At 65.9% G+C, this 24,902-nt stretch carries 30 protein-coding genes and 1 pseudogene; 18 read left to right on the forward strand and 13 right to left on the reverse strand.

Annotation, left to right across the window (positions count from 1 at the left end; all coding sequences use genetic code 11):
• The coding region (locus tag VN856_RS27235; RefSeq protein WP_325695108.1) for a class I SAM-dependent methyltransferase at positions 1 to 637 on the forward strand (637 nt) is incomplete at its 5' end.
• Between the two features lie 36 nt (positions 638 to 673).
• Here the strand turns inward: VN856_RS27235 and VN856_RS27240 are convergent.
• The 4 genes from VN856_RS27240 to VN856_RS27255 form a co-directional block, all read right to left on the reverse strand.
• Positions 674 to 1,756: a type III polyketide synthase gene (locus VN856_RS27240; RefSeq protein ID WP_325695110.1), complete on the reverse strand. Its 1,083-nt coding sequence runs from the start codon at positions 1,754 to 1,756 to the stop codon at positions 674 to 676.
• A gap of 135 nt (positions 1,757 to 1,891) precedes the next feature.
• Positions 1,892 to 2,905 (reverse strand): NAD(P)/FAD-dependent oxidoreductase, encoded by a 1,014-nt coding sequence (locus tag VN856_RS27245; protein WP_325695112.1) that lies wholly within the window; start codon positions 2,903 to 2,905, stop codon positions 1,892 to 1,894.
• Positions 2,906 to 2,934: 29 nt separating this feature from the next.
• On the reverse strand, positions 2,935 to 3,435 hold the full coding sequence (locus VN856_RS27250) for an isoprenylcysteine carboxyl methyltransferase family protein (RefSeq protein WP_325695113.1): 501 nt from the start codon (positions 3,433 to 3,435) through the stop codon (positions 2,935 to 2,937).
• A gap of 2 nt (positions 3,436 to 3,437) precedes the next feature.
• A complete protein-coding gene (locus VN856_RS27255; RefSeq protein WP_414687065.1) occupies positions 3,438 to 4,481 on the reverse strand; it encodes a type III polyketide synthase in 1,044 nt (347 codons plus the stop codon).
• Between the two features lie 191 nt (positions 4,482 to 4,672).
• On the opposite strand from VN856_RS27255, the gene VN856_RS27260 reads away from it, so the two are divergent.
• Together VN856_RS27260 and VN856_RS27265 are read left to right on the forward strand one after the other, a co-directional pair.
• Positions 4,673 to 5,809 (forward strand): NAD(P)H-binding protein, encoded by a 1,137-nt coding sequence (locus VN856_RS27260; RefSeq protein WP_325695115.1) that lies wholly within the window; start codon positions 4,673 to 4,675, stop codon positions 5,807 to 5,809.
• On the forward strand, positions 5,809 to 6,528 hold the full coding sequence (locus VN856_RS27265) for a CPBP family intramembrane glutamic endopeptidase (protein ID WP_325695117.1): 720 nt from the start codon (positions 5,809 to 5,811) through the stop codon (positions 6,526 to 6,528). Before VN856_RS27260 ends, VN856_RS27265 begins: the two co-directional genes overlap by 1 nt.
• A 19-nt stretch (positions 6,529 to 6,547) precedes the next feature.
• Here VN856_RS27265 and VN856_RS27270 read toward each other — a convergent pair whose 3' ends face one another.
• Complete coding sequence (locus VN856_RS27270; RefSeq protein ID WP_325695118.1) at positions 6,548 to 7,360, reverse strand: enoyl-CoA hydratase; 813 nt, start codon at positions 7,358 to 7,360, stop codon at positions 6,548 to 6,550.
• A gap of 92 nt (positions 7,361 to 7,452) precedes the next feature.
• Between VN856_RS27270 and VN856_RS27275 the strand changes: the two genes are divergently transcribed.
• Together VN856_RS27275 and VN856_RS27280 are read left to right on the forward strand one after the other, a co-directional pair.
• Positions 7,453 to 8,526 carry a CaiB/BaiF CoA-transferase family protein gene (locus VN856_RS27275; RefSeq protein WP_325695120.1) on the forward strand — a complete coding sequence of 358 codons (1,074 nt, stop codon included), beginning with the start codon at positions 7,453 to 7,455 and terminating at the stop codon, positions 8,524 to 8,526.
• A gap of 129 nt (positions 8,527 to 8,655) precedes the next feature.
• The gene (locus VN856_RS27280) at positions 8,656 to 9,408 is read left to right on the forward strand and encodes a 3-hydroxyacyl-CoA dehydrogenase (protein ID WP_325695122.1); all 753 of its coding nucleotides are present in this window, start codon (positions 8,656 to 8,658) and stop codon (positions 9,406 to 9,408) included.
• 144 nt (positions 9,409 to 9,552) lie between these two features.
• On the opposite strand, the gene VN856_RS27285 is transcribed toward VN856_RS27280, so the two are convergent.
• Positions 9,553 to 9,684 (reverse strand): hypothetical protein, encoded by a 132-nt coding sequence (locus tag VN856_RS27285; RefSeq protein ID WP_325695124.1) that lies wholly within the window; start codon positions 9,682 to 9,684, stop codon positions 9,553 to 9,555.
• Positions 9,685 to 10,010: 326 nt separating this feature from the next.
• On the opposite strand from VN856_RS27285, the gene VN856_RS27290 reads away from it, so the two are divergent.
• Genes VN856_RS27290 through VN856_RS27300 form a run of 3 tightly spaced genes read left to right on the forward strand, consistent with a single transcriptional unit; the run spans position 10,011 to position 13,757 of the window.
• Positions 10,011 to 12,386, forward strand: coding sequence for an MMPL family transporter (locus VN856_RS27290; RefSeq protein ID WP_325695125.1), 2,376 nt, complete (start codon positions 10,011 to 10,013; stop codon positions 12,384 to 12,386).
• A complete protein-coding gene (locus VN856_RS27295) occupies positions 12,376 to 13,086 on the forward strand; it encodes a TetR/AcrR family transcriptional regulator (RefSeq protein ID WP_325695127.1) in 711 nt (236 codons plus the stop codon). Before VN856_RS27290 ends, VN856_RS27295 begins: the two co-directional genes overlap by 11 nt.
• A 26-nt stretch (positions 13,087 to 13,112) precedes the next feature.
• Positions 13,113 to 13,757 (forward strand): class I SAM-dependent methyltransferase, encoded by a 645-nt coding sequence (locus VN856_RS27300; RefSeq protein ID WP_414687064.1) that lies wholly within the window; start codon positions 13,113 to 13,115, stop codon positions 13,755 to 13,757.
• On the opposite strand, the gene VN856_RS27305 is transcribed toward VN856_RS27300, so the two are convergent.
• On the reverse strand, positions 13,754 to 14,467 hold the full coding sequence (locus VN856_RS27305) for an NAD-dependent deacylase (RefSeq protein ID WP_325695129.1): 714 nt from the start codon (positions 14,465 to 14,467) through the stop codon (positions 13,754 to 13,756). The two genes, VN856_RS27300 and VN856_RS27305, sit on opposite strands and share 4 nt — an antisense overlap.
• Before the next feature lie 36 nt (positions 14,468 to 14,503).
• Here VN856_RS27305 and VN856_RS27310 point away from each other — a divergent pair, with 36 nt between their 5' ends.
• A complete protein-coding gene (locus VN856_RS27310; RefSeq protein WP_325695131.1) occupies positions 14,504 to 14,869 on the forward strand; it encodes a GntR family transcriptional regulator in 366 nt (121 codons plus the stop codon).
• Here VN856_RS27310 and VN856_RS27315 read toward each other — a convergent pair.
• On the reverse strand, positions 14,854 to 15,399 hold the full coding sequence (locus tag VN856_RS27315) for a DUF1697 domain-containing protein (protein WP_325695133.1): 546 nt from the start codon (positions 15,397 to 15,399) through the stop codon (positions 14,854 to 14,856). The genes VN856_RS27310 and VN856_RS27315 overlap by 16 nt on opposite strands.
• A gap of 61 nt (positions 15,400 to 15,460) precedes the next feature.
• Between VN856_RS27315 and VN856_RS27320 the strand changes: the two genes are divergently transcribed.
• Positions 15,461 to 15,904, forward strand: a complete 444-nt coding sequence (locus VN856_RS27320) for a PPOX class F420-dependent oxidoreductase (RefSeq protein ID WP_325695135.1) — start codon at positions 15,461 to 15,463, stop codon at positions 15,902 to 15,904.
• A gap of 39 nt (positions 15,905 to 15,943) precedes the next feature.
• Entirely contained in the window at positions 15,944 to 16,129 is a 186-nt protein-coding gene (locus VN856_RS27325) for a DUF5302 domain-containing protein (protein ID WP_325695136.1), read from the forward strand.
• 24 nt (positions 16,130 to 16,153) lie between these two features.
• Here the strand turns inward: VN856_RS27325 and VN856_RS27330 are convergent, their stop codons facing one another.
• Positions 16,154 to 16,549 carry a DUF4345 domain-containing protein gene (locus VN856_RS27330; RefSeq protein ID WP_325695138.1) on the reverse strand — a complete coding sequence of 132 codons (396 nt, stop codon included), beginning with the start codon at positions 16,547 to 16,549 and terminating at the stop codon, positions 16,154 to 16,156.
• A 124-nt stretch (positions 16,550 to 16,673) separates the two neighbouring features.
• On the opposite strand from VN856_RS27330, the gene VN856_RS27335 reads away from it, so the two are divergent.
• The gene (locus VN856_RS27335; protein ID WP_325695139.1) at positions 16,674 to 17,243 is read left to right on the forward strand and encodes a hypothetical protein; all 570 of its coding nucleotides are present in this window, start codon (positions 16,674 to 16,676) and stop codon (positions 17,241 to 17,243) included.
• 43 nt (positions 17,244 to 17,286) lie between these two features.
• Here VN856_RS27335 and VN856_RS27340 read toward each other — a convergent pair whose 3' ends face one another.
• Positions 17,287 to 17,529, reverse strand: coding sequence for a hypothetical protein (locus VN856_RS27340; protein ID WP_325695141.1), 243 nt, complete (start codon positions 17,527 to 17,529; stop codon positions 17,287 to 17,289).
• 149 nt (positions 17,530 to 17,678) lie between these two features.
• Between VN856_RS27340 and VN856_RS27345 the strand changes: the two genes are divergently transcribed.
• On the forward strand, positions 17,679 to 18,263 hold the full coding sequence (locus tag VN856_RS27345) for an HhH-GPD-type base excision DNA repair protein (protein WP_325695155.1): 585 nt from the start codon (positions 17,679 to 17,681) through the stop codon (positions 18,261 to 18,263).
• Positions 18,260 to 18,406: a DUF1059 domain-containing protein gene (locus VN856_RS27350; protein WP_067334757.1), complete on the forward strand. Its 147-nt coding sequence runs from the start codon at positions 18,260 to 18,262 to the stop codon at positions 18,404 to 18,406. Before VN856_RS27345 ends, VN856_RS27350 begins: the two co-directional genes overlap by 4 nt.
• Before the next feature lie 116 nt (positions 18,407 to 18,522).
• Here VN856_RS27350 and VN856_RS27355 read toward each other — a convergent pair whose 3' ends face one another.
• Together VN856_RS27355 and VN856_RS27360 are read right to left on the reverse strand one after the other, a co-directional pair.
• Positions 18,523 to 19,521, reverse strand: coding sequence for a hypothetical protein (locus VN856_RS27355; protein WP_325695143.1), 999 nt, complete (start codon positions 19,519 to 19,521; stop codon positions 18,523 to 18,525).
• 74 nt (positions 19,522 to 19,595) lie between these two features.
• On the reverse strand, positions 19,596 to 20,318 hold the full coding sequence (locus tag VN856_RS27360; protein WP_325695145.1) for a hypothetical protein: 723 nt from the start codon (positions 20,316 to 20,318) through the stop codon (positions 19,596 to 19,598).
• Between the two features lie 155 nt (positions 20,319 to 20,473).
• Here VN856_RS27360 and VN856_RS27365 point away from each other — a divergent pair, with 155 nt between their 5' ends.
• The gene (locus VN856_RS27365) at positions 20,474 to 21,724 is read left to right on the forward strand and encodes a mannosyltransferase (protein WP_325695147.1); all 1,251 of its coding nucleotides are present in this window, start codon (positions 20,474 to 20,476) and stop codon (positions 21,722 to 21,724) included.
• Here VN856_RS27365 and VN856_RS27370 read toward each other — a convergent pair.
• The gene (locus tag VN856_RS27370; protein ID WP_325695148.1) at positions 21,711 to 21,995 is read right to left on the reverse strand and encodes a 4a-hydroxytetrahydrobiopterin dehydratase; all 285 of its coding nucleotides are present in this window, start codon (positions 21,993 to 21,995) and stop codon (positions 21,711 to 21,713) included. The genes VN856_RS27365 and VN856_RS27370 overlap by 14 nt on opposite strands.
• A gap of 64 nt (positions 21,996 to 22,059) precedes the next feature.
• Here VN856_RS27370 and VN856_RS27375 point away from each other — a divergent pair, with 64 nt between their 5' ends.
• The 3 genes and pseudogenes from VN856_RS27375 to VN856_RS27385 all read left to right on the forward strand — a co-directional run.
• On the forward strand, positions 22,060 to 22,452 hold the full coding sequence (locus VN856_RS27375; RefSeq protein WP_325695149.1) for a (deoxy)nucleoside triphosphate pyrophosphohydrolase: 393 nt from the start codon (positions 22,060 to 22,062) through the stop codon (positions 22,450 to 22,452).
• Between the two features lie 62 nt (positions 22,453 to 22,514).
• Positions 22,515 to 24,404 (forward strand): translational GTPase TypA, encoded by a 1,890-nt coding sequence (typA, locus tag VN856_RS27380; RefSeq protein WP_325695150.1) that lies wholly within the window; start codon positions 22,515 to 22,517, stop codon positions 24,402 to 24,404.
• A gap of 7 nt (positions 24,405 to 24,411) precedes the next feature.
• Positions 24,412 to 24,902, forward strand: a pseudogene (locus tag VN856_RS27385) (ABC transporter family substrate-binding protein); the annotation flags it as partial.

Raw genomic sequence — 24,902 nt, forward strand, 5'->3', positions numbered from 1 at the left:
TGGCTTGCGTGAGGCGCAGCCCGAGTTTCGGGACTGGGAAATCGATGGCTTCGACGTCGACTACAAAGCCATCCGGGTGGCGAGGCGGTCTTTCGCCAATGTCGCAAGTGTTCAATTCCATGTTGGGGACATCCGCGATCGAAACACTATGCCCAGCAATCAATTCGACGTGGTCTACATGCATGGAATACTCGACCACTGCGGCGAGCACCGCGCGGTCCTGGCGAATGCCTACCGCGCGCTGAAACCCGGCGGGCGGCTGTTCTACGTGGCCCCAGACCGGAACCTGTACACCTGGCTGTCCTTCGTCACCATCGGCCCGTTGTTCGTGTCCGGCCTGCACAAGTCGACTCACGACTTTCGCCGGTTCGTAAGACCCACCGAGCTTTCCAGGCTTCTCGAAGATCTCGGATACCGGTCAGTGCAAGGGAGTGGGGGTTCCCGATCGCCGGCCATCGCCGGTCTTGAATACACGACCAAGCTGAACCCGCTTGCCGCGGGCCGCGCATTTCGCAAACGCAGCCTTTCCGATTTCACGATCGTGCTGACGAAGGCGCCAAGCCTGCTCGGTGGCGGATATTTGGGCGAATACGTGGGAGCGGCGGAAAAACCCGTTGCAGGACAAGGCGAATGGTGACAGTTCACCGCATCGTCCCGGCGCACGACGAACGACCTACCAGGCGAGCAGCACCAGTTCGGAGCAGAACCCCGGCCCCATGGCCATCATCAGTCCGAACGAACCCGGCGGCGGTGGATCGGCCATGTTGGCGCGGAGTACATCCAGAACCGAAACAGAAGACAGGTTTGCGTTGTCCCGTAACGATTTTCGAGTGTGATCAAGGGCGTTGACGGGAAGGTCCAACGTCTGCTCGACGGCTTCGATCACCTTCGGTCCACCTGGGTGGCAGATCCACGTCGAGATGTCCGATGGAGTCAGGCCGTGGTCGGCGAGGAAGTTGCGGACATCTTCGCCCAAGTACTTCTCGGCGACGTTCGCGACCTCTGCCGACAACTTGACCTGGAACCCGCTACTGCCGATGTTCCAGCCCATCACATCTTCGGTGTCGGGGTAGAGCCGGCTGCGGGTAGCCAGCACTCGCGGCCCGACGGGCGTCAGCGCAGCTCCCTTCGTGACGACGGCACCGGCACCGTCACCAAACAGACTGGTTGCGACCAGATTGGCGATGGAGAAGTCGTTGCGTTGCAGGGTCAACGAGCACAGTTCGACAGCGAGCAGCACGGCGACGTGATCGGGAAACGCCAGCAAATAGTCATGCATCCGGGCCACCCCGGCGGCCCCGGCGACACAGCCAAGTCCGAACAGCGGCACCCGCTTGACGTCAGGACGCAGGCCGACCCGGGTCGCCAGCCGGGCTTCCAAGGTCGGCACCGCCAACCCGGTGACCGTTGTCGAGAAGACGATGTCGACGTCGGAGGGCTTGACCTTGGCGGCGTCGAATGCCGAGAGCAGCGCGCGCTCCCCGAGTTCCAGCGCGGTCTCGACGAAGACCTCGTTCGCTTCGGTGAAGCCGCTCAGCTGGCCGTACTGCGACAACGGCAACGAGATGCGGCGGGTTTGCACTCCGGCGCTGTCGGCGAACCGGTCGAACTGCGGCCCCCCGAGGCCGGTCAACCCCGACAGTGCTTCCCGCTGGCCCACCTGGTGCGGCGGGAATTCGATCGCTACAGCCGCGACGGACGCGGATGGTGTGCTGTTGGCGTTCCCCCCCTGTACGCCAGGCGTAACAGGGCCCATGTGGTCATCGTATCCAAGTGGTCAGTGGCGGCTCAGCCGCTTTGCTGGTAATCCAATTTCTGGAACCAACGTACAGCATGTCGGATAACTGCCAACCCTTCAGGGTTGGCTAACGGGGCGGCGGAAACGCCAGTGTCAGCGTGCCAATCTGTGCACAGCCTGCTCGAATACCGCAGGTAGCAGGGTGGCTGCGGGCACGATGGCGCGTCGAGCCGCCTTTGGCACGGTGGTCAGCACCAGCCCGCGGGTGAGCAGTCGGTAGTCGCGCGTGATTCGATGCCAGGCCGATTCGTATGACGAGGGCACGTCGTCGGCGATAGCCTTCACCGCCGCGGCGGCCTGCTTGACGGCCAGGCTGATGCCTTCACCCGTGAGCGCGTCTTCGTAGCCGGCCGCGTCGCCCACCAACAGCACCCGTCCCGCGACGCGGCGGGACACCACCTGTCGCATGGGTCCGCAGCCGCGTGCTCGCCCACGGTCGGCGTCTTGCAGATGGTCTGCCAACTCGGGGAACCAGGCGAGGTCTGGACGCTTTTGCGACAGGATCGCCACGCCGACAAGGTCGGGCTCGACGGGTGTCACGTATGCCTCGCCCCACCGTGACCAGTGCACTTCGACGAAATCCGACCACGCCGGCACTTGGTAATGCCAGCGAACCCCAAACCGCCGTGGACGTCCGGCGACCACGCTGATACCGACCGCGCGGCGGACCGTCGAATGCAGTCCGTCGGCGGCGATCAACCATTTCGCGCGGACCCCTGCTGCCGTGACGCCGTGGGCGTCCTGGTCGACACTGGTGATGCGCGTCGAGATCCATTCGGTGTCTTGTTCTTTGGCGCGCGATGCCAGCGCGGCGTGCAAGGTGGTACGCCGCACACCGCGACCGAAGCGGCCGCGGAAAGGCGCTTCGACTCGGCGTTGCTGATCGAGATAGGCGATACCCCGCAACGGCATCCCGTAGGGGTCGACGCCCAGCGACACTAGTTCGGCCAAGCCGCCCGGCATCAGTCCCTCGCCGCATGCCTTGTCGATCGGATCGTTTCTCGGCTCCGCCACGATCACCGAAAGCCCTTGTTGGCGAGCGTTTATCGCCGAAGCGAGGCCGGCTGGGCCGCCGCCGACGATCAGCAGGTCGGCGTCATATGTCATCCGTGCCGCTCCTTCTCATCGCTGTGTTGTCATCGGTAGCCCAGTGCGGTGTTCTCGACCCTGATCCGTACCGTCAACAGCAGCCAGTTCGCCAAGGTAAAGCCGATGGCTGTCAACCATGCTGTGTGCACCAGAGGCAGCGCCAACCCCTCGGCGACGACTGCCACATAGTTCGGGTGGTGCAGAAACCGGTACGGACCTCGTCGTACCAAGGGCGCGTCCGGCACCACGATGACCAGGGTGTTCCACCGTCGGCCCAGCGTCGCCACACACCACCAGCGCAGCACCTGGCTGGCTGCCACCACGGCGAGCATCGGCCAACCCAGCCAACCGATAAAGGGCCGATGCAGGCCCCACACTTCGACGACGCAGCCCACCAGCAGCGCGGTGTGAAGGGTGACCATCACCGGGTAGTGCTCGTGGCCAAATTCCTTGCCGCCTTGGCTGAAAGCCCATCGCGCGTTGCGTTTCGCGACGATCAGCTCTATCAGCCGTTCGATGCCGACGGCCAGGATCAGCAGGTAGTACATGCCTACCAGCTAAGCAGGACTAGTTCGGCGGAGAAGCCGGGGCCCATGGCGATCATCAGTCCCAGGGAACCGGGCGGTGGAGGGTCGGTCATGGTGTCGGCAAGAATATCCAGCACCGAAACAGACGACAGATTTCCGTTGTTGCGCAGAGACTTTCGAGTGTTATCGAACGCATCTCTCGGAACGTCGAGCACATTTTCGACCGCGTCGATGACCTTCGGGCCGGCCGCGTGCAGGACCCATCGTGAGATATCCGCAGTGGTTAACCCGTGGTCTGCGAGGAAGTTGCGGACGTCATCACCAAGGTATTTCTCCACGACCGCGGCAATTTCGACGGACAGGACGATCTGGAATCCCGCGGTGCCGATATTCCAGCCCAGTACGTCCTCGGTGTCCGGGTAGGTACGGCTGCGGGTCGCGAGCAGTTTCGGTCCGACTGCCGGCCGGTCGGCTCCGGTCGCGACAACCGCGGCGGCGCCATCACCGAACAGGCTGGACGCGACCAGGTTTGCGATCGAATGGTCCTCGCGCTGAATGGTCAACGAACACAACTCGACAGCGAGTAACGCAGCCACATGATTGGGGAAGGCGCGAAGGTAATCGTGCACGCGCGCCATGCCGGCGGCCCCGGCGACACAACCCAGTCCGAACAGCGGCACCCGCTTGACGTCCTGTCGAAAACCCAGCCGGGTCGCTAGCCGCGCTTCCAACGAGGGGACGGTGAGCCCGGTGACCGTCGTCGAGAACACGACGTCGACCTCGGACGGCTCGATTTCGGCTTGCGCGAAGGCCGACTTCAACGCCCGCTCACCCAGCTCGAGTGCGATGTCAAGGTAGGCGTCGTTGGCTTCGGTGAAGCCGCTGAGCTCTCGGTATCGCGACAGGGGCAGCGCAAGCTGGCGGGTCTCGACCCCGCTGGTGGCGGCGAATCGTCGAAACTCGGGACCGGCGAAATCGGCCAAGGCCGTTATCACTTCGTCCTGGCTGTGCCGATGCGGCGGGAACTCGACAGCCACCGAGGCGACCGATGGTGTGCCCTTCGTCAGTTCGGACAGTTCGATGTCAGGTGTCTCGGGACGCGCGCCCGGAATTTGGTTGCCCACACTAGGAATACGAGTCTGCTTCGCCGCCGGTTCAATGTGACTGCGCTGATTAATAATTCGACATCTGCCTAATTATGTGTGTTTCTAAGCGGTTTCCCGGGTTTGAAGTGCGCGCAGATTGTCTACGTTGAGGTGTGCGAATATTCGTGACCGGCGCGACCGGTTATGTCGGGTCGCGGCTGGTCACCTCGCTACTGGAGGCTGGCCACGAGGTGCTGGCCGCAACCCGTGCCCCTGAGCGGCTCCGCGATTTCGGTTGGTACGACGACGTCATACCCGTGCGGCTGGATGCCTCCGACGCCGAATCGGCGCACGCTGCGCTGGCCGACGCGGGGCCGATCGACGTCATCTACTACTTGGTGCACGCGATCGGGCAACCCGGCTTTCGGGACGCCGATCGCGCCGCTGCCGAAAATGTCGCCGCCGCAGCCAAGAGCGGGGGCGTGCGCCGGATCGTGTACCTCGGTGGTTTCGTTCCCTCTGATGAGGGTTTGTCCGAACATCTGGCCAGTCGAGCCGAGGTGGCTGCGGCGCTGAGTGTCGACGGCGGCGCCGAAGTGGTCTGGCTGGGCGCCGCGGTGATTTTCGGGGCGGGCTCGACGTCGTTCGAGATGCTGCGCTACGTCGCAGACCGATTCCCGGTGATCCCGGTCCCGAAGTGGATGGAAAATGCGATCGACCCGATCTCGATCCGCGACGTGCTGCACTACCTCGTCGCAGCCGCCGACTCCGAGCGGGTTCCTGCGGGCGCGTACGACATCGCCGGCCCGGACACCACCTCCTACCGCGAGCTACTGAAGGCCTATGCGCGTATCGCCGGTACCTGGCAGACCGGTCTTCCGGTGTGGGGAATCGACACCACGGTTGCCTCATGGGTGACTGCGCTGGCGCTGCCGGTGCCCGACGGACTGGCCGCCGACCTGGTCGAGTCGCTGGACTATCCGATGCGGGCCAGCGGCGCCGGCCTGCGCGACCTGGTTCCCGATCCGGCGGGTGGGCTGCTGTCGATCAAAGAAGCGATCAGCCGCTCGCTGTCCGATCGCCGGCCGCGCCCGGTCGACGAGCTTGCGGATCCACACCACCTGGCCGACAGCGATCCGGCGTGGGCCGGCGGCGATGCACTGCGGTTGCGGCGGCTTGCGTGCATAGTGACACCATCGATCGCGCGACCCGGCCTCGGTTTGGTAGATATTGTCCCCGGTCCGATCGCCGGTGCGATCCGGACCGGACTCGATATCTTGATCGCTCTCACACCGAAAGTGCATCTGTAATGACTGACGTGTCTCCCCAGCCCAGTGCTCTGGAAGAGATCCGCCGCGGCATCGTCAATGTCGCTGTGCCGCACAACGAACCACCTGGTGTCGTGCGGCGCCGGCGGGTAGTCGTCGCAGTCGTGCTGGTGCTGGGCGTCGCCTCGCTGGGCCTTGCGCTGCGACGGCACCCCGGGGAAGCGGCGTTCTACTGGTGGTCGCTCGCGTTGGCGGGGGTGTGGGCGCTCGGTGCCTTGATTTCCGGCCCGTTGCATCTCGGCGGCGCCCGGTGGCGTGGCCGCAATCAGCGCCCGGTGGTCAGTGGCACCATCATCGGATTGCTGCTCGGCGGGGTCTTCATCGTCGGCGGTCTGGTCGCTCGAGAGATCCCGGTCGTTGCCGAACTGATCACCCGCCTGCTGCGGTACACCGATCAGGGGTCGTGGCGGCTGACCATGGCGGTCGCGTTGCTGGCCGCCGTCGCCGAGGAGATGTTCTACCGCGGCGCGCTGTATACGGCTTTGGGCAAGCATCACCCGTTGCTGATCTCAACCGTCATCTACGCCATCGCGACGTTGGGAAGCAGCCGCAACCCGATGCTTGCCTTCGCCGCGATCATCCTTGGCACGGTGTGCGCATTGGAGCGTCGCGCAACCGGCGGGGTGCTGGCGCCGATCCTGACCCACTTCGCGTGGACCCTGGTCGTGCTGCTGGGGTTGCCGCCGCTGTTCGGGTTGTGAGCCGCTCTGCTCTCCGTGCTCAGTTATCTTTGAAGGCCGGCGTTCGGCGCTGCTGGAAAGCCCTTGCGCCCTCGCGGAAGTCGTGTGAATTCAACAGGACGGACTGACCCTCGAGTTCACGCTGCAGGGTGGGCTCCAGCTCAGTGAGCGTGGCTGCGTTGATGGCTTGCTTGGTCTTGGCGAACGCCACCGCGGGCCCATGCAGCAGCCCGGACACCACTTTGTCCACCTCGGCCTCGAAGTCGTCGGCCGGGTAGACAGCGCTGATCAGGCCGCTCGCCAGCGCGTCGGCGGCGGGCAATTTCTCGGCCAGCAACGCCATCCGCATCGCGCCGATCCGGCCGATCGCCGCGGCGATCAGCGCCGAGGCGCCGCCGTCGGGCATCAAGCCGATCTTGGTGAACGCGAGCATGAAAAACGCCTTGTCCGAAGCTAATACGAGGTCGCAGGCCAGCGCGATGGAGACGCCGACACCGGCCGCCGGACCCTGAACGACCGCGACGACCGGGCGCGGCAGCGCCGTGATCGCCCGCACCACCCGGTTGGCCGCCAGAATGAGCTCGTCGCCGGGGCCGGCCCCCGCCACGTCGTCGGCGCTCATACCCGCTCCGGAACAAAACCCGCGGCCGGCGCCGCCCAATCGCACGACCTTCACCCGCGGATCGTTAGCCGCCTGCTCCATCGCGTCGGCGAGTCCTTCGAACACCGGCAGCGTCAGCGAGTTCAGGCTGTCGGGGCGGTCGATGGTCACCGACAGCACGCCCTCGGCGAGGCTGACGGCAAGTCCGTCGACGGGGGCCAGGGTGTCGATTCCGGAATCGATTGCGGTCATGGGATCGACTGTAAGCCACCGGGGTGCAGCGTCCGTCGCGCCGACTGCGAAGATGCGAGTCAGCAGTGTTGTCGACAAGGAGGTCGGTTGAGATGGCGGGTCCGTTGACAGGGTTGCGAGTCATCGAGCTCGCCGGAATCGGGCCAGGCCCGCACGCCGCGATGATTCTCGGCGATCTCGGTGCCGACGTCGTACGTATCGATCGGCCCGGTGCCACCGGGTCCGACCCGATGCTGCGCAACCGCCGGTTCGTCATCGCCGACCTGAAGTCCGACGAGGGACGTGCGCTGGTGCTCAAGCTCGTCGCCAAGGCCGACGTGCTGATCGAGGGCTATCGGCCGGGCGTCACCGAACGGATGGGTCTGGGCCCGGACGACTGCGCCAAGGTCAACGAGCGGCTGATCTACGGCCGGATGACCGGCTGGGGTCAGACCGGTCCGCGCAGCAAGCAGGCCGGCCATGACATCAACTACATCTCCCTCAACGGCGTGTTGCACGCCATCGGCCGGGCCAACGAAAAGCCGGTGCCGCCGCTGAACCTGGTCGGCGACTTCGGCGGCGGGTCGATGTTCCTGCTACTCGGGATCCTGTCGGCGCTGTTCGAGCGGCAGACGTCCGGCCAGGGCCAGGTCGTCGATGCGGCGATGATCGACGGATCCTCGGTGCTGGTGCAGATGATGTGGGGGATGCGCGCACTGGGGTTGTGGACCGACGAGCGCGGCACCAACATGCTCGACACCGGGGCGCCCTACTACGACACCTACGAGTGTGCCGACGGCCGCTATGTCTCGGTGGGCGCCATCGAGTCGCAGTTCTATGCGGCGATGCTGGCCGGACTCGGCCTGGACCCCGCGGATCTGCCGGCACAGAACGACCGCAGCCGCTGGCCAGAACTGCGGGCGAAGTTCACCGAGGTGTTCGCCAGCCGCGACCGCGACCACTGGGCCAAGGTGTTCGCCGACTCCGATGCTTGCGTGACGCCGATCCTGGCGTTCGGTGAGGTCGAGACCGAGCCGCACATCACCGAGCGGAACACCTTCTACCAGACCGGCGGCGGGCTGCAGCCGTTGCCGGCGCCCAGGTTCTCCCGCTCGTCGCCGGATGAGCCGCGGCCGCCCGGGCAGCCGGGAGCCGACACCGAAGCCGTCCTCAACGACTGGGTATAGTCCCGGCCAACCAGCAGGTCGGAGTCGCCGCGGCGGGATCCGCCCAAGCCCGGCCCGACCGGACTGTGAGTCTGGCTCTTCTGAAAGTCTGACCTTTCTGAAGTTTGATCCGTTTGAAAGGAGATGTGCGTGGAGATCACCGATGCGGTAGCACTCGTCACCGGCGGGGCGTCCGGACTGGGCCTTGCCACCACCCGGCGCCTGCTCGATGGCGGTGCGCAGGTGGTCGTGCTCGACCTCAAGGGTGAGGACGTGGTCCGCGAGCTGGGTGATCGGGCGCGCTTCGCGCCGGCCGACGTCACCGACGAGAAAGCGGTGACTGCGGCGCTCGATATCGCCGAATCGCTTGGGCCGCTGCGCATTGTGATCAACTGCGCCGGCACCGGCAATGCCATCAAGACGCTGGGGAAGGACGGCGCTTTCCCGCTGGAGGCATTCCGCAAGGTCGTGGAGATCAACCTGATCGGCACGTTCAACGTGCTGCGGCTCGGTGCCGAGCGGATCGCCCAAAACGATCTGGTCGGGGAGGAGCGCGGCGTCATCATCAATACCGCCTCGGTGGCGGCCTTCGATGGGCAGATCGGTCAGGCCGCGTACTCGGCGTCCAAGGGCGGCGTTGTCGGCATGACCCTGCCGATCGCACGCGACCTGGCCAGTAAGGGCATCCGAGTCATGACGATCGCTCCCGGCTTGTTCGACACACCGCTGTTGGCCGGCCTGCCTGAGCCGGCCCGAGAGTCGCTCGGCAAGCAGGTGCCGCACCCCAGCCGATTGGGCAACCCCGACGAATACGGCGCACTGGCGGTGCACATCGTCGAGAACCCGATGCTGAACGGCGAGGTCATCCGGTTGGACGGCGCGATCCGGATGGCGCCGCGCTAAACCAGCCCGCGCAATGAAAAGCCCCCGCGTGTGGCGGGGGCTGCACCAACGGGTGCTTCACAAATAGGTCAGTGCCAGAGGTTGGTCAGGCTGAGTTCGCCTCGGCACCGGCACGCTCGTGACCAAGCGCGCGCGTCGCGCGAATTAGCTCGCGTTGGAAAGCGGGTGCCAGTCTTCGAACTGCTCCGAGCACTCACCCTCTACCAACACATCGCCGTGGTAGAGAGCCTCGAAATCAGCTTTGATCACGTCGGCACTGGAGTCATCGATCCACATGTAGATGAGCGTATGGGCAACGTTTAAGGAATCTTTGAGTCACGATTCGGAAAATCGTGGCAATTGTTACCGCCCAGTAGGGCGTTAGGGGCTGGACGCGACGTCCGGATGGTTGGAGCAATCAGTCCGGATGGTTGGAACAGATCTATTGGGCAAACGTGTAACCGCATAAACTCTGAAAATGTCCTGGTTATCGGCAGCCGCATTGAACCAACGCGGGCGTTCGCGTCGTTCTTATTGATGAGGCGTCAAATATGCCGCCGCAATGTTGCATAGCTAAGTTATCGCTGCTAAGTTAGCGACGATATCAGAGCGGAAGGACACGCATGCTGCAGCGGATTGCCCGCCTTGCCCTCGCGGCCCCTCGGCGCATTCTTGCGGTGGCCACCTTGGTGCTAGTGGCGGCCGCGGTCTTCGGGATCCCGGTGGCCAAGAGCCTCTCCGCCGGCGGCTTTCAAGATCCGGCCTCAGAGTCGGCACAAGCGATCAAACTGCTGACCGACAAGTTCGGCCAAAGCGACCAGCAGCTCGTCATCATGCTGACCGCTCGGGACGGTGCGCAGAGCGCCCAAGCCCGCAGCGTCGCAACCGACATCGTCGCGCAGGTGCAGGGGTCGTCCGGGGTGTACAACGTGGCCTCGGCCTGGACGGGTCCGGCAGCTCATCCACCGCACCTGGCCGCTGACTTGGTGAGTAAGGACGGCAAATCCGGGCTGATCGTCGCGAACCTCGAAGGCGGCGAGAACAGCGCACAGAAATATGCCAAGAGCATCGCGGCGCGCGTGGTGCACGACCGCGACGGCGTCACGGTTCGCGCCGGCGGAACGGCGATGGTGTACGACCAGATCAACCGTCAGAACGAGCGCGACCTGTTGCTGATGGAGTCGCTGGCCATCCCGCTGAGCTTTCTGGTGCTGGTCTGGGTGTTCGGTGGCCTGCTGACCGCGGCGCTGCCAATCTGCCTGGGCGGGCTGGCCATCGTCGGATCGATGTCGGTGCTGCGCCTGATCAGCTTCAGCACCGACGTATCGACCTACGCGCTGAACCTGAGCACCGCACTGGGGCTGGCTTTGGCCATCGACTACACGCTGCTGATCATCAGCCGCTATCGCGACGAGCTGGCCGACGGCAGTGACCCGAACCAGGCGCTGATCCGAACCATGGCCACCGCCGGTCGCACCGTGCTGTTCTCGGCGACCACCGTCGCGTTGTCAATGGCGGTGATGGTGCTGTTCCCGATGTACTTCCTGAAGTCATTCGCGTATGCGGGCGTGGCCACGGTCGCGTTCGTCGCGGTGGCCGCGATCTTCGTGACACCCGCGGCGATCGTGTTGCTCGGTCCGCGCCTGGATGCCCTGGACGTCCGCAAGCTCGGCCGCCGGATACTCGGTCGGCCCGACCCGGTGCGCAAACCGGTCGAACGGCTGTTTTGGTACCGGTCGACGAAGTTCGTGATGCGATTCGCGGTGCCGATCGGCCTGCTGGTGGTCGCGCTGTTGTTGATGCTCGGGCTGCCGTTCCTCGGGGTGAAGTGGGGTATGCCCGACGACCGCGTGCTGCCGAAGTCGGCTTCGGCCCATGCGGTCGGTGATCAGCTGCGTCGCGATTTCGCCGATGATTCGGCGACCGCGGTATCTGTTGTCGTCCCGGACGTTCGAGGGGTACGTCCGGGCGACCTCAGCCGTTACGCCGCCGACCTGTCGCGGGTGGCCGACGTGACCGCGGTGTCGGCGCCGACCGGAACGTTCGCCCACGGCAAACAGGTCGGACCGCCGTCGGCGGCCACCGGGATGGCGCAGGACAGCGCGTTTCTGACGCTCGCCACCACCGCGCCGCTCTTCTCCCAAGCCTCCGACACCCAACTCGACCGGTTGCACGCCGTGCCCGGTCCGGCCGGTCAGTCGGTGCAGATGGCCGGGCTGGCGCAGATCAACCGCGATAGCACGGACGCGATCACCAATCGGTTGCCGGTGGTGTTGGGCCTGATCGGCATCATCGCCTTTGCGCTGCTGTTCCTGCTCACCGGCAGTGTGCTGCTGCCGTTAAAGGCGTTGGTGTGCAACGTTTTATCGTTGACGGCAGCATTCGGCGCGCTGGTGTGGATCTTCCAGGACGGCCACCTGGGTGCGCTGGGCACCACGCAGAGCGGCACACTGGTGGCCAACATTCCGGTGCTGTTGTTCTGTGTCGCATTCGGACTGTCGATGGATTACGAGGTGTTCCTGGTCTCCAGGATTCGCGAGTACTGGTTGACTGCGACCGCGTCGCGACCCGCCACGGCGGACAACAAGGCCAAACGCGCCGACAACGACGAGAGCGTGGCGCTCGGGTTGGCGCGCACCGGCCGGGTGGTCACCGCGGCAGCGTTGGTGATGTCGATTTCGTTCGCCGCGTTGATCGCTGCGCAGGTGTCCTTCATGCGGATGTTCGGTCTCGGCCTGACCCTGGCCGTGCTGGCCGACGCAACGTTGGTGCGGATGGTGCTGGTGCCGGCGTTCATGCATGTTCTGGGCCGATGGAGTTGGTGGGCACCCGGACCGCTGATGCGGCTGCACGAGCGGTTCGGCATCAGCGAGGCGGGATCCGAGCCGCTGCCGGTGGCTGCCGACCCTGCCGGCGGACGACACCGTCGACCCGACGCGGCTCCGGCAAGCACTTCGATGGCCGCTTTTACTGCCACGACGGTCGCTAATGGGCATTAGCTCGCCGACTGACAGTCTTCGCCGGCGGCGCGCCCCACGAGGATCCGGCGATCTGCTGCGTGACGAAATCCTCGATGCGGCAACCGAACTCCTGTTGGATACCGGGCATGCCAAGGCCGTGTCGATCCGCTCTGTCGCCGAACGCGTCGGCGTGACGCCACCATCGATCTATCTGCATTTCCAGGACAAGGACGGGCTGCTGGACGCGGTGTGCGCGCGCTATTTCGAGAAGCTCGACGAGGAGATGCAGCGGGTGTCCGCTGCGCAGTCGTCCACCGTGGAAGTGTTGCGAGCCCAGGGCTTGGCCTACGTCCGGTTCGCCACCGAAAACCCCGAGCTCTACCGGATCGCCACGATGGGCGAGTGGAGATCCGGCAGCAATGTCGACTCGGCGCTGGCCAGCTCGGCCTTCGCGCACATGTCCGCCACCGTCGGCGTATTGATGCACGAGGGTGTGTTCCCGCGCGGCGATGCGGCCGCAGTCGCCCTGGAACTGTGGAGCGCCGCGCACGGCGCGGCCTCGATGCTGATTGCCAAGCCGTACTTGCCGTTCGGCGATGCCGAGGCGTTTACCGACCGGGTGCTCCGTGCCGTCTTTTTGGGCCACATGGTCGGCGGACTGGTCGAGGTCGACGGCACTCCCGACCAAGTGGTGGAGCAGTTGACGGCGCTCAAATCTGCGGTGCGAGGATCTTCCTAGTAACCGCTTGCGAAAGGCTGGCAGCCATGACGTCATCGACCGCGGACACCGTCGACCATCCGTTCTTCGCACGGATCTGGCCCGCCATCGCCGCACACGAGACAGAGCAGATGCGGGAACTCCGCCGGGACAACCTGGCCGGGCTGTCGGGCCGGGTGCTTGAGGTGGGTGCGGGCACCGGAACCAATTTCGAGCTCTATCCCGATTCTGTCGCGCAGGTCGTCGCAGTCGAACCCGAGCACCGGCTGGTCGGACTGGCCCGGGAAGCGGCTGCCGGTGCGGCCGTTCCGCTCGAGGTCACCAATCGGACGGTGGAGAGTTTCTCGGCTGACGAACCATTTGACGCGGTGGTGTGCTCGCTGGTGCTGTGCTCGGTTACAGAGCCTGCTTCTGTTCTGCGGCGACTGTTTTCGTTGCTGCGGCCGGGCGGCGAGCTGCGCTATCTGGAACATGTTGCCAGCGGCGGAATCCGGGGCCGGGTCCAGCGATTGGTCGACGCGACGATATGGCCGCGGCTGGCGGGTAACTGCCATACTCACCGCGACACCGAGCAGGCAATCCGGGCTGCGGGGTTTCACGTCGACAAGACCCGAACCGAACTGGCTTTTCCGGCCTGGGTACCGCTACCGGCGTCGGAGTTCGTCGTCGGGCGGGCGCGGCGCCCGGCTTAATTCAGTAGCGCGGGCAGTCGCTGCAGCAGCGTCGGCAGGGCCGTGCTGGCCGATTCGCGCACGGTGATCGTGGCGCTGCTGGACAGCGGCGTCGGCTCCGGGTTGACCTCGACCACGACCACTCCGCGGGCCAGCGCCATCTCGGGCAGACTCGCCGCCGGGTAGACGATGCTCGAGGTCCCCACCACGACCAGCACATCGGCGGCGCTCGTCGCCTCCACCGCACGCTGCCACGGCTCTTCTGGCAGTGCCTCGCCGAACCACACGATGTCGGGCCGGATCAAACCCCCGCAATCGTGCGTCGGCGGCTCAACCTCCAACGCGGGCTCCCTCATTTCCGGAAGTTCACCGTGGTACGGCAGACCGCAAGTCGCGCAACGAAATTTGAATAGGCTGCCGTGCAGGTGGTGCACCGGCGAGCTGCCGGCACGCTCGTGCAGATTGTCGACATTCTGCGTGACGACGCTGACTTCGGCGTGGTCCTGCCAGGCCGCGACGGCGCGGTGCCCGTCATTGGGTTCGACGGTGCCGACCAGGTAGTGCCGCCAGAGATACCAGCCCCAGACCCGCTCAGGATTGCGCTCCCAGCCTTGAACGCTGGATAACTCGTAGGGATCGAACTTGGCCCAAAGCCCGTTCTTGTCGTCGCGGAACGTCGGCACGCCACTCTCCGCGGAGATTCCCGCGCCGGACAGCACCGTGATACGCACCTCACCAAGATAGCGGGACTGCGGAATACTGAGCGGGTGGAATTGGGGGAGTGGCTACGGGTTGACGGACAGGCGGATCGACCGCTGTTCGACCAACTCCGCAACCAGATCATCGATGCCGTCCGGGCTGGGACCTTGCCGCCCGGGTCCCGGCTGCCGACGGTGCGCGAACTGGCCGGCGAATTGGGGCTGGCCGTCAACACCGTGGCCCGGGCCTACCGCGAGTTGGAGACCGCCGGGATCGTCGAAACCCGGGGCCGCTTCGGCACTTTCGTCGCTCGGGCTGACCCGTCGGACAGCGCGATGGCGGCCGCGGCCAGCGCCTATCTCGATGTCGCGCGTGGACTGGGACTCGGCAAGGCCGAGGCGCTGCGCTACCTCGAGGCTTACGAGGACGGCTGAGTGCCCAGGACTTTGACCAGCGTGCGCAGGTTGCGGGTGGTGGTCGACGACTTGTACCGCTTCTTGCCCATCGTCTTTCCGATCGTGCTGTCCAGCGTGTGATTCTTGGCCACTTGCCAATAAATCACGCCCGCGGACTTGGGGCCGAGCGCGATCTTCTCGTCGGCTCCTGCGTCGTCGGCCAACGCCGCCAGCTCGTCGAGTACGTCGCTGTCGCTGACAAACGTGACGTAGGACTGATATCCGTCCACCTCGGGCTCGAACGGGTAGCCGTCGACGATCACGCGCACCTTCTTGATCGGGTAAACCAGCACCCAGGCGTCGTATCCGAATTGCTTTCGCAGTGCCTTCTCGGCCGTCGCGCGCACCGCATCTGCGGCCTTCGGCGAATCCAACGTCACGTTTCCGGTCGCCAGAATGGTGCGGACCTCAGCGAGTCCCGCGTCGGTCAATGCGCCCGCCACGTCGGCCATTTTCAGGTTGACGCCGCCGACGTTGACGCCGCGCAGGAACGCCGCGTATTGGGTCATGAGCGCGATGGTAGCCACGCAGGCGTCCAGCGGGGCGCGATCGTCTGAGTAGGCTTGCGACATGGGTCGCCAAGTGTTCGACGACAAACTGCTCGCCGTGATCGCGGACAACTCTCTCGGCGTGCTCGCCACCCTCAAGCGCGACGGGCGCCCGCAGTTGTCCAACGTGTCGTACTACTTCGACGCCCGCAGCGTCTCCATTCAGGTGTCGATAACCGAGCCACGGGCCAAGACCCGCAACCTGCGTCGCGATCCGCGGGCGACGCTGCTCGTCAGCTCCGACGACGGCTGGTCATATGCGGTTGCCGAGGGCACCGCGACGCTGACCCCGCCGGCTGCCGCGCCCGACGACGATACCGTCGAGGCGCTGATCGCCTTGTACCGCAACATCGCCGGTGAACATCCGGACTGGGACGACTACCGGCAGGCGATGGTCACCGACCGTCGCGTCGTGCTGACCCTGCCGATCGCCCACGTCTACGGCATGCCGCCGGGCCTGCGGTGAATCACGCTCAACGGCGCCGGGCGCGCTAGGCTGCGGGCTATGGCTGGAACGAAGTCGGGGGCCGAGTCGTCCGAGGGCGACAACAAGCGAAAATTCCGTGAAGCCCTGGAGCGCAAGAACGCAAAGTCGTCGGGCGGCGCCGACCATAAGGACGCCGGCGCCAAGGGGCCGCGGTCACAGGGCGCGGCCGGGAATCGCCGGGAGTTCCGCCGCAAAAGCGGCTGACCCGCTAGCTCACTGTTGGACTGTTTAGGCTTCGTCTGTGTCGGCGAGGCCGAAAAATGCTGCCGGAACAATGAATTCGACCGCCGTCAGCACTTCCTGGAACCAGTGCGGCCGGCCGTTGTGGACTAGCGAGATCACCCGTCCAACGGCGCTGACCAACATCAGCCCCGCCAGCAGGCGTACCTCGCCGGCGCGGATGGGAGTTCTGCGGGCCGCCCCCAACCACGCCAAGCCGTAGCCGGCGAAGTACGCGGAGTAGAACCGCTCGCGCGAATCCACCGTCGCGTTGGCATCGGTCGCCCCTGGAACCGAGGCGGTGCCGAGAACGAAATGGTAGATCCCGATGACGAAGCAGGACAGCCCGGTGAACCAGGCCAAGCTTCTCAAGTTGCGGCCGGTGCGGGCAGGGGTGCTGGCCATACGCCACGGTAACTCGTGGGCGAATTGAAGTAGCGCACTACTGCGATCATCTCGCCACACCCGAGTGACGATTGCTGTCGCGAAGTGCGACACCCGAAAAGCGTCAGACTAGGAGGGCTGACCAATGATCCGCATGAACTTGGGCCTGACGGGCGCGCTGGCCGCGCTGGCCTTCTCCGCGGTCACGGCACACGCCGACCCCGGCCTCGATGCACCCGTGCCAATAGGCGACGCGTTCAATCTCACCGACTGCTGCGTCATCGGCCCATGGCAGGCCCTTGAAACCCAGTACTACCAGGATTTCAGCGTGCCCAATGACCCCGCCGACACGTTCGAGGGCCTGGTTCGATTGGACACCCCCTTCTTCGGCTTCACCGGCATTAGCTCCGACTACAACGTTTACGTCGAAAAGGACATCGCCGGGAATGTCCCGATCGGGGAGCAGTACAACTCACTCAATTTCGCTACCGAAGGCTTCAGCCTGATCTACAACAACATCGGCGGCACACCCGAGGCTTTCTTCACCACCCCGTTCGGAGACCTCAACTACCCGACCTGGCTCGTTGAGTTGTTGGGCCCGAGCTTTTTCGAGCCGTCGTTCTATACCGAGGCCCCGATGTCTGCCGCGACATTGTCCGCAGAGCTGCCGGGGCTTGGTGCAGACGTGCCATCGCTGCTGGCGGGGCTGTTGTGATGCGGCCCAATTGGAACTGAGCTACCACGGTATTTGAGCGCGGTCATCCCGCATCCCTCCCATTGCCGCGCCCGTAGGGAGGCCCGAGTGTGTCCGGGCAATAACCGGAATACGGGGATGTCCAACCGCCCGTGCCGTAGCAGTACTGCGGGTAGCAAGTGCGGTGATAGACGTCGCATTGATCGGGATCAGCGCCGGCTGGTGCAGCGATGAGCACAGCCGCAGCCGACAAGATGGCGGCAAGTAACAGCTTCATAAGGTCGATCTTCGGGGCCGCGATGTTCATGGTTGTCCTTTCCGGGGTTCCATTACTACCCCCGGGGACCGACATGGCGACGTAGCACAAGAAGTCGTGATCGGGGTGTCGCACGCTCCACCTGTTGTGGTTGGGTTAGAGCAGTTGGGTTAGGGGACGGAAGGAACACCTCGTTGACCGTGCAGATCTGCTTGGCGCAGGACACCGACGCCGATCAACTTCTCACTGAGAACCCCCTGGCCCTGGTCGTCGGCATGCTGCTCGACCAGCAGGTGCCGATGGAGACCGCATTCTCCGGCCCGAAGAAGATCGCGGACCGGATGCACGGTTTCGACGCGGCCGAAATCGCCGACTACGACCCGGACAAATTCGCCGCGCTGTGCTCGGAAAAGCCTGCGATACACCGCTTTCCGGGCTCAATGGCTAAGCGGATACAGACGCTGGCGCAGATCATCGTGGATCGCTACGACGGCGACGCCGCCGGGTTGTGGACCGCCGGCGATCCCGACGGACCCGAGTTGTTGCGACGGCTCAAGGGCCTGCCGGGGTTCGGCGAGCAGAAGGCGCAGATATTTCTGGCACTGCTCGGTAAGCAGTACGCCGTAACTCCCAAGGGTTGGCGGGCGGCCGCGGGCGACTTCGGTAAGGCCGGCACGCACGTGTCGGTGGCCGACATCGCCGATGCGGGTTCGCTCGACAAGGTTCGTTCTTACAAGAAGCAGATGAAGGCAGCCAAGAAGGCAACCGGAAAGGCAGCAACGTGAAGACACACCTGAACTGTCCGTGCGGCGAGGCGATCACCGGCAAAGACGAGGACGAATTAGTCGACCTGACGCAGGCCCACCTGGCCAGCGCGCACCCCGGCCTGGAGTACGACCGGGACGCGATCCTGTTCATGGCCTACTAGCACGGCATGGCCTACTAGCACTGCATGGCGTATTAACCGACAAATCCGCCGGCGTGCACACGACAATGGGCGCGCGCCGGCGGACTGACGGGGCCTAGATCAAGCCAGCACTGCGATCAGGGCACCACCGTCGAGCCGATGGTGGGCATGAACTGGCACTGCTTGTCCTTGGTGCTGACCTGCCCGAAGATCGTCGACATGATGCTGCCCGAACCGGTGTCGACGGTGGCGGTCAGCGTGGTGGGCCCCTGCGGGTTGATGTCGGGCTGGGGCTTGAGCGTGGCGCTGCCCGACTTGCCGGTGGTCAGGTTCACCCAGGTCACATTCAACGGCAGTTTCTGCACGTCGGCGGGCCCCGGCGTGCCGACCGCGGTGAACACGTAGGCCGTCTGGCCGGCGTTCGGGCCGGGCGCCGGGATCTTGGCGGGACCGGCCACCGACAGCACCGGCGCCATTACCATGCCGCCGTCGGTCCCGCAGTTGTTGCTGATCGACGGGTACATGAAGTCCTGCGTGGGCGGGGCGTCCGGGCTGAAACCCGGAGCGGCAGCCGCAGGAGCGGGCGCAGGCGCGGGCGTGGCGGCCGGCGGAGCGGGTGCGGGAACAGCGGCCGGTGCTGGTCCGGCGGGGGCTGCCGGTGCTGGGGGTGTCGCCGCCACCGGCACAGCATTCGCCGCTGTGGGCGCTGCTGCCTCGGGAGCGGGGCCGGCGGCGTGTACCGGGTCGATACCGGTCGGCAGGTGTGCTTGCGCACCCGGTTCCACACCTGGCGGGACGACGTGTGCCGTCGAGGCGGCTTCCGGCGGTGATGTGACGAACTGGTTCACCGACTCCGCAACGCTTTTCGATTGCTCGGGCGCCGACGGGTTGTGGCTGAAAGCTTGCGCTGCGGCCATCAGCAGCTGCGTCGCCTGCTCCGGGTTGCCCGCGGCCTGCTGGATGATCGGGCTCAACTCGGTCAGTGCCGGCAGCCCCGGCATTCCTGGAATCTGTTGAGCGGGAACCGGTGCGGGCGGCGCCGGGTCGGCGGCGGCGTTGGGGGACAGTGCCACGGCGGCGGTCGATGCGATGGCCGCGGCGGCGAATGCGCTGATCAGATTTCTAGCGGTGAACATGGTGTCCTCCCGGTCGTCGATGTTGTTGGTGGCCGGCTAGCGCGCGGTGGCGCTAGCCGGCCGGTAGCGCGGTGTCAGGGCAGGGCGGAAACCGGGAACAGCGACGCGCCGGCCGCCGAGGGCAGCACCGGAGCGGTCGCCAGCGGCAAGGTAGCCGCCGGTGCCGCGGTGAGCGGCAGGGTCGCCGCTGGGGCCGCAGCGGTCGGAATGCCCGCAGCCGATGCCAACCCGCTGGTGAGCGGCGATCCGCCGGTGAACAGCGACGTCAGGTCACCGGGCAGCGACACCTGCTGAGGCAGCGGGAACGGCATCCCGGGGATCTGCGGCAGGTTCAGCTGAGCCTGAGGCAGCATCCCCACGGGATTCGCCGCAGGAGCGGGTGCGGCCGGCGCGGTCAGGCCCGGGAGGCTGAGCCCCGGAGACGACGTGGTGGCCGGAGCGGGCGTACTCAGACCCGGAATGCCCAGGCTGGGTGCGGCCGTCGTGGCCTGGGTCGGCGACGCCAAGCCCGGCAGCAGCGACGAACCCGCGGTCGGGGCGGCAGCTTGCTGCGGCATCTTGATCGACGCGCTGGCCAGCGGCGGCGGGGTGGCCGGCTGGCCGCCCAATGCTCCCGCAACGCTTTGCAGCATCTGCGGCGCCTGAGCCGCGGTGCCGACCAGTTGCTGGCTGATGTCGGGGGTGGGCACCGGCGCCGGGTCGGCGTGGGCTGTGCCCATCAAGCCGCCGAAGAGCAACGCTGCCGACGAGCCCGCCACAACAGCGGTGGCGCGTACGAAGGTCCGAACAGTTGACATGATTCTCCCTGAAACTCGATGACAGGTCCTCGGCGCCGACGATCCGCCTGATGTGGAAGTGACTCAAGTGACACGTGTGGCATTTACTCGACCGTTATGGAATCGAGCGGCGGCGGTGACCGAGCGAGCTCGTTGCGGGAACCGCGGTGCCTGGTGTGCCCGGCGATAGAGTCGTGCAGATCGACACCACCTCAGCCGCTCCGGCGGCCATCTCCAACCGCCGGCGCCTGATCTCACTGGACACGATCGGGCCGGTGCTTTTGGTCGTCAGCGTTGCCGCCCGGCTGGCCTGGACGTATCTGGCGCCCAACGGGGCGAACTTCGTCGACTTGCACGTCTACGTCGGCGGGGCCGCCATGATCGACCACCCGGGCAGCCTCTACCACTACGTCTACGCCGACCAGACGCCGGATTTCCCGCTGCCGTTCACCTACCCGCCGTTCGCGGCCGTGATCTTCTATCCGCTGCACCTGCTGCCGTTCGGCGTGGTCGCGTTCTGCTGGACTGTCGGGACGATGGCCGCGCTCTATGGCGTGGTCCGGATCAGCCAGCGACTGCTGGGTGTCGCGGCCGGGGAGGGCCACCGGCTGGCGATGCTCTGGACGGGGATCGCGATCTGGCTCGAACCGCTGCGCAGCACCTTCGACTACGGGCAGATCAACGTCATACTGGCGCTGGCCACGCTGGCGGCGGTGTTCAGCACCCGATGGTGGTTGTCAGGATTATTACTGGGGACGGCAGCGGGGGTGAAGCTGACGCCCGCGATCGGTGGACTGTATTTCGTCGGTGCCCGCCGGTGGGCCACGGCGGTGTTCTCCGGGGTCGTGTTCCTGGCCACAGTCGGGGTGTCGGTGTTGGTCGTCGGCGATGAAACTCGTTACTACTTCACCGATTTGATCTTCAAGACCGACCGGGTCGGACCGATCTGCACGATCTTCAACCAGTCCTGGCGGGGTGGTATCTGCCGGATCTTCGGCCACGACGCCGGCTACAGTCCGGTGGTGCTGATCGGGATCGCCGTCACCGCAATACTTTCCGTACTTGCTTGGCGCGCAGTGAGCGCCCGTTCGACCGAACAACTCGGTCCGTTGCTGATCATCGAACTGTTCGGGCTGTTGCTCTCGCCGATTTCCTGGACGCACCACTGGGTGTGGCTGGTGCCGTTGATGATCTGGCTGCTACACGGCCCGCTCTCCGACCGTCGCGGCGCGCGCATCCTCGGCTGGATGTGGTTGGCGCTCACCACTATCGGCGTGCCGTGGTTGCTGAGCTTCGCTCAGCCGACCATCTGGCAGAACGGCAGGCCGTGGTACCAGGCCTGGGGCGGGTTGGTCTACATCGTGGCGACGTTGGCCACCCTGGCCTGGATCGCGGCGAGCGGGAGACGCGCGACTACTCGGCAATAATCGCGTCGATGTCGTGCGCCATCGCGACATCCTTTTCGGTGATACCGCCTTCGGAGTGCGTCACCAGCGCAAAAGTCACTGTCCGCCAACGGATGTCAATGTCGGGGTGATGATCTTTTTCCTCGGCGCGTTCAGCTACCCGGCGTACCGCCTCGATGCCGGCGAGAAACGCCGGAAACTTCACCGAACGGCGCAGGGCGCCGTCTTCACGTTCCCAGCCGTTGAGGTCAGGCAGCGCAGCATCTACTTGTTCGTCCGATAACACAGCCATATTTCCGAGCGTACGTGGCTGTGAGTTCGCCCACAGGCGACGGCACCCGATAGCGTCACCGGCGATGCCGAACCAGATCGTGGTCGCCGGGGCCCTGATCGCCGACGCGAGGGTGCTCGTCGCGCAGCGCGTTCGACCGCCGGAGCTGGCCGGTCGTTGGGAGTTGCCGGGCGGCAAGGTTGCCGCGGGTGAGACCGAAGCCGCGGCGCTGGTCCGCGAACTCGCCGAGGAACTCGGCGTCGGAGTGCAGGTTGGCCCGCGTTTGGGCGACGACGTCGTGATCAATGCGACGACGACGCTGCGGGCCTACCACGTCAGCTTGGTCCGCGGGGAGCCCCAGCCGCACGACCACGCGGCGTTGCGCTGGGTGTCGGCGGCGGAGCTGCATGAGGTCGACTGGGTTCCGGCCGACCGGGCGTTTTTAGCAGCGCTGAACAGCATTCTGAGTGCACGCTGACCGCACGCCGGGCCGCACGCTCGGTTTCGCGATCGACGACCTGCACTGCGACAATCACCGGCGTGGATTTCCGAAACGTCGCCATCGTCGCTCACGTCGATCACGGCAAGACGACACTGGTTGATGCGATGTTGCGGCAGTCCGGCGCACTGACCCATCGCGGCGACGACGCCATCGAACGCCTCATGGACTCGGGTGACCTGGAGAAGGAAAAGGGCATCACGATCCTGGCCAAGAACACCGCCGTGCACCGCCAGCACGCGGACGGTTCGATGACCGTCATCAACGTCATCGACACGCCTGGCCACGCCGACTTCGGCGGAGAGGTGGAGCGCGGGCTGTCGATGGTCGACGGCGTGCTGCTGCTCGTCGACGCGTCCGAGGGGCCGCTGCCGCAGACTCGCTTCGTGCTGCGCAAGGCGCTGGCCGCGCACCTGCCGGTGATCCTGGTGGTGAACAAGACCGACCGGCCTGACGCCCGGATCGCCGAGGTCGTCGAGGAGAGCCACGATCTGCTGCTCGACGTCGCCTCCGACCTCGACGAGGATGCCCAGGCGGCCGCCGAGAAGGCGCTCGACCTGCCGACGCTCTACGCCTCCGGACGTGCCGGCATCGCCAGCACCACCGAGCCCGCCAACGGCGAGAACCCCGACGGCGACAACCTGGACCCGCTGTTCGACGTGTTGCTCGAGCACATCCCGCCGCCGCAGGGCGATCCCGAAGCGCCGTTGCAGGCGCTGGTGACCAACCTGGACGCGTCGTCGTTCCTCGGTCGACTGGCCCTGATCCGGATCTACAAGGGACGCATCAAAAAGGGCCAGCAGGTGGCCTGGATGCGCGAGGTGGACAGCCATCCGGTCATCACGAACGCCAAGATCACCGAATTGCTGGTCACCGAGGGCGTCGAGCGCACCCCCACCGACGAGGCCATCGCGGGCGACATCGTGGCTGTAGCGGGCATCCCCGAGATCATGATCGGCGACACACTGGCCGACCCGGATCACGCCCACGCGTTGCCGCGCATCACCGTCGACGAGCCCGCCATCTCGGTGACCATCGGCACCAACACGTCGCCGCTGGCGGGCAAGGTGTCCGGACACAAGCTCACCGCGCGCATGGTCAAGTCGCGGCTGGACGCCGAACTCGTCGGCAACGTGTCGATCAAGGTCGTCGACATCGATCGCCCCGACGCCTGGGAGGTCCAGGGCCGGGGTGAGCTGGCGCTGGCCGTGCTCGTCGAGCAGATGCGCCGCGAGGGCTTCGAGCTGACCGTTGGCAAGCCGCAGGTGGTCACGCAGACCGTCGACGGCAAACTGCACGAGCCCTTCGAGGCGATGACCATCGACTGCCCCGATGAGTTCGTCGGCGCGATCACTCAGCTGATGGCCGCCCGCAAGGGCCGCATGGAGGAAATGACCAACCACGCCGCCGGGTGGGTGCGGATGGACTTCATCGTGCCGAGCCGCGGCCTGATCGGCTTCCGCACCGACTTCCTGACGCTGACCCGAGGCACCGGCATCGCCAACGCGGTGTTCGACGGCTACCGGCCGTGGGCGGGCGAGATCCGCGCCCGACACACGGGTTCGCTGGTGTCGGACCGCAGCGGGTCGATCACTCCGTTCGCGATGATTCAGTTGGCCGATCGCGGCCAGTTCTTCGTCGAGCCCGGCGAAGACACCTACGAGGGCCAGGTGGTGGGTATCAACCCCCGCGCCGAGGACCTCGACGTCAACGTGACGCGCGAAAAGAAGCTCACGAACATGCGCTCGTCGACGGCCGACGTCATGGAAACCCTTGCCCGGCCGCTTGAGCTCGGCCTCGAGCAGGCCATGGAGTTCTGCGCCGAGGACGAGTGTGTTGAGGTGACGCCCGAGGTGGTCCGGGTGCGCAAGCTCGAGCTCACCGCGACGCTGCGGGCACGGGCGAAGGCGCGGGCCAAGGCCCGCGGCTAGCTGCCGGATGCGCGTCGCCGAACAGACGGGCACCGATACCCTGTGGGGCGTGCCGAAACGAGCCCGCCGCGCGTACGCGACCGCCGGGTTGCTGGTTTCGCTGCTGATGTTCGCCGGCTGTACCGTCAGCCCGCCACCGGCGCCACAGAGCACCGAGACCAAACGCAGCACCGCCCCGCCCCCGCAGCGCAAGACGCAGATCATCATGGGCATCGACTCGATCGGCGCCGGGTTCAACCCGCATCTGCTGTCAGATCTGTCCGCGGTCAACGCCGCGGTCAGCGCGCTGGTGCTGCCGAGTGCGTTTCGTCCGGTGGTGGACCCGAGCACCTCGACCGGCTCCCGCTGGGAGATGGACCCGACGCTGCTGACGTCCGCCGTGGTGACCAACGAGAACCCGTTCACGGTGACCTACAAGATCCGTCCGGAAGCGCAGTGGACCGACAACGCGCCGATCGCGGCGGACGACTTCTGGTACCTGTGGCGTCAGATGGTCGG

It is taken from the genome of Mycobacterium sp. (assembly GCF_035603715.1).
GTDB lineage: Bacteria > Actinomycetota > Actinomycetes > Mycobacteriales > Mycobacteriaceae > Mycobacterium.

Coding starts and splice junctions, on each gene's coding strand:
- VN856_RS27240 (WP_325695110.1), bottom strand. CDS start 1,756: ATGGGCCCTGTTACGCCTGGCGTACAGGGGGGGAACGCCAACAGCACA.
- VN856_RS27245 (WP_325695112.1), bottom strand. CDS start 2,905: ATGACATATGACGCCGACCTGCTGATCGTCGGCGGCGGCCCAGCCGGC.
- VN856_RS27250 (WP_325695113.1), bottom strand. CDS start 3,435: ATGTACTACCTGCTGATCCTGGCCGTCGGCATCGAACGGCTGATAGAG.
- VN856_RS27265 (WP_325695117.1), top strand. CDS start 5,809: ATGACTGACGTGTCTCCCCAGCCCAGTGCTCTGGAAGAGATCCGCCGC.
- VN856_RS27270 (WP_325695118.1), bottom strand. CDS start 7,360: ATGACCGCAATCGATTCCGGAATCGACACCCTGGCCCCCGTCGACGGA.
- VN856_RS27275 (WP_325695120.1), top strand. CDS start 7,453: ATGGCGGGTCCGTTGACAGGGTTGCGAGTCATCGAGCTCGCCGGAATC.
- VN856_RS27285 (WP_325695124.1), bottom strand. CDS start 9,684: ATGTGGATCGATGACTCCAGTGCCGACGTGATCAAAGCTGATTTCGAG.
- VN856_RS27290 (WP_325695125.1), top strand. CDS start 10,011: ATGCTGCAGCGGATTGCCCGCCTTGCCCTCGCGGCCCCTCGGCGCATT.
- VN856_RS27295 (WP_325695127.1), top strand. CDS start 12,376: ATGGGCATTAGCTCGCCGACTGACAGTCTTCGCCGGCGGCGCGCCCCA.
- VN856_RS27300 (WP_414687064.1), top strand. CDS start 13,113: ATGACGTCATCGACCGCGGACACCGTCGACCATCCGTTCTTCGCACGG.
- VN856_RS27315 (WP_325695133.1), bottom strand. CDS start 15,399: ATGACCCAATACGCGGCGTTCCTGCGCGGCGTCAACGTCGGCGGCGTC.
- VN856_RS27320 (WP_325695135.1), top strand. CDS start 15,461: ATGGGTCGCCAAGTGTTCGACGACAAACTGCTCGCCGTGATCGCGGAC.
- VN856_RS27325 (WP_325695136.1), top strand. CDS start 15,944: ATGGCTGGAACGAAGTCGGGGGCCGAGTCGTCCGAGGGCGACAACAAG.
- VN856_RS27330 (WP_325695138.1), bottom strand. CDS start 16,549: ATGGCCAGCACCCCTGCCCGCACCGGCCGCAACTTGAGAAGCTTGGCC.
- VN856_RS27335 (WP_325695139.1), top strand. CDS start 16,674: ATGATCCGCATGAACTTGGGCCTGACGGGCGCGCTGGCCGCGCTGGCC.
- VN856_RS27340 (WP_325695141.1), bottom strand. CDS start 17,529: ATGAACATCGCGGCCCCGAAGATCGACCTTATGAAGCTGTTACTTGCC.
- VN856_RS27355 (WP_325695143.1), bottom strand. CDS start 19,521: ATGTTCACCGCTAGAAATCTGATCAGCGCATTCGCCGCCGCGGCCATC.
- VN856_RS27360 (WP_325695145.1), bottom strand. CDS start 20,318: ATGTCAACTGTTCGGACCTTCGTACGCGCCACCGCTGTTGTGGCGGGC.
- VN856_RS27370 (WP_325695148.1), bottom strand. CDS start 21,995: ATGGCTGTGTTATCGGACGAACAAGTAGATGCTGCGCTGCCTGACCTC.
- VN856_RS27375 (WP_325695149.1), top strand. CDS start 22,060: ATGCCGAACCAGATCGTGGTCGCCGGGGCCCTGATCGCCGACGCGAGG.